This is a genomic window from Streptococcus sobrinus DSM 20742 = ATCC 33478 (assembly GCF_000686605.1).
GTDB classification, from domain to species: Bacteria; Bacillota; Bacilli; order Lactobacillales; family Streptococcaceae; genus Streptococcus; species Streptococcus sobrinus.
Genome location: NZ_JMLC01000051.1, coordinates 1 through 1,606, shown reverse-complemented (window position 1 = coordinate 1,606; position 1,606 = coordinate 1). Strand labels below are relative to the sequence as shown.

At 33.9% G+C, this 1,606-nt stretch carries 1 protein-coding gene and 1 pseudogene; both read right to left on the bottom strand.

All coding sequences use genetic code 11. From position 1 onward, the window contains the following. Positions 1-196: 196 nt before the first annotated feature. Positions 197-982, bottom strand: coding sequence for a nucleotidyltransferase domain-containing protein (locus BS63_RS0110250; protein ID WP_002961516.1), 786 nt, complete (start codon positions 980-982; stop codon positions 197-199). Positions 983-1,096: 114 nt separating this feature from the next. After that, a pseudogene (locus tag BS63_RS1000000112355) lies at positions 1,097-1,240 on the bottom strand (IS30 family transposase); the annotation flags it as partial. Positions 1,241-1,606: the final 366 nt, after the last annotated feature.

Sequence of the window (1,606 nt, the reverse complement as noted above, 5' to 3'; positions counted from 1 at the left end):
AAGGGTTTGGCCAATGTTCTGACACACTTGAAAGCTTATTTGATTAACACTCCGTAACTCTACTTGAGTGTTTACACATAATTATTGACAGTATCACCCGCTTTGAATTATCAGTCTTACTTAGAGTTTAAAAAGCGATATCATTAATCACTTTTCTTAACTTTCTGTTTCACCTTCGAGAGACAGATCAGTAGAGTCAATTATTATGTAGCAATAGTGTTAATTCATTGAGTATATCATTTAATATATTCTGAATTTCGTAAGGCTGGCAAGTTGCCCCATAAATTAATCTTTCTATATTCTTTTGAAAATGGTTCGGTAAATACTGTGCATTTTGTTCTGCATAGGCTATCATTCGTTTTTCGCCTGGATGGGTTAGCATGTTAAGCGCAAAAATTAAGTCAAAGTAAGTTTCTAAAAATGCTGTAACTCTATGATTAAAGCTAACAGCATCTTTACGCATAGTTGCTTTGATAATTTGCTTATCATAGGATGGAAGATGACCAGTTAATAAGTTCATATGATGGCTAAGAATAGTCTGTTTAAGTTTTTGTGGATAGTTAATATCAAATCTGTTAACAATATACTTTAGCTTATCGCCAGAATCATAAAGAATCTTTGAGTGCAGAACATTGTGCCATAAACAGGTGGTATATGCGTTTTGGATTATACACCTTTCAACAACATCTACCAGCTCATCTTTTATTTGGTTAATATCTCTATAGAGGATATCAATATCTTGACCAGACATTAAAGTGCAATCGTCTTCAAGTTCCCAAAAATGATTCCCTATTTCTATGTGTGAGCAGAATCTTTTTAATATGGTTAATCGTGTGGCTTCATCAGGAATTGATGAGCAGTAAATGTAAAGATCATAGTCAGATGTTTCATCATAATTACCAGTTGCTCGCGAACCACCAAGAGCAATTGCTTCAACCTCTGATATTCTTGCAAATTTTTGCCAAAGAGATGTAAATTCCATGTTATGCTCCTTCTGTAAAGGTAAAATTCTACTCAAATTATATCATAATAAGCTAAATTCCCAAAGTAAGTTCCGTAAAAGTGGAAGTTAGTATAAGACTTTTAGTGCTTTTTCTTAAACTTTATCCCTGAGCAGTTTAGGAGATTGAACAATTTCTTGAGCCTGAATTGCCCTAATTCCAAGTAGGCTTGCGGTATCTTCCTCGTAAGTGAAGGTAAAGATTTCGTAAGCGATCTTACCGTTAATAGCAGACCTCTTGTGTCAAGTTATCAGAAGACGTTTCAGACTAACTTCCAGATTTTGGACCAAAACGAAACTTACTTTGAAATGTAACAATATCATAATATTATACCCGTGGTGCTAGTTAATTTTTTAGTTCACAAAAAAGTTCATTTGGACTATGCTATGCTGTAAGTGTTCAAACGAACAGGACTCGTCCAAATGAGCCACTTAAATTATAACGCTAAACGTCATTACTTACAATATAGCATGCAACAATTACAAACGATTTGTCTTTCCTATTATCGTATGAAAGTTCTAAAATGAAGTTAGCCAGCACAAGGGTATAAAAAAACACCTCAGAGAGATATAATTGTAATCACCACAACAACAATTAGAAGGACT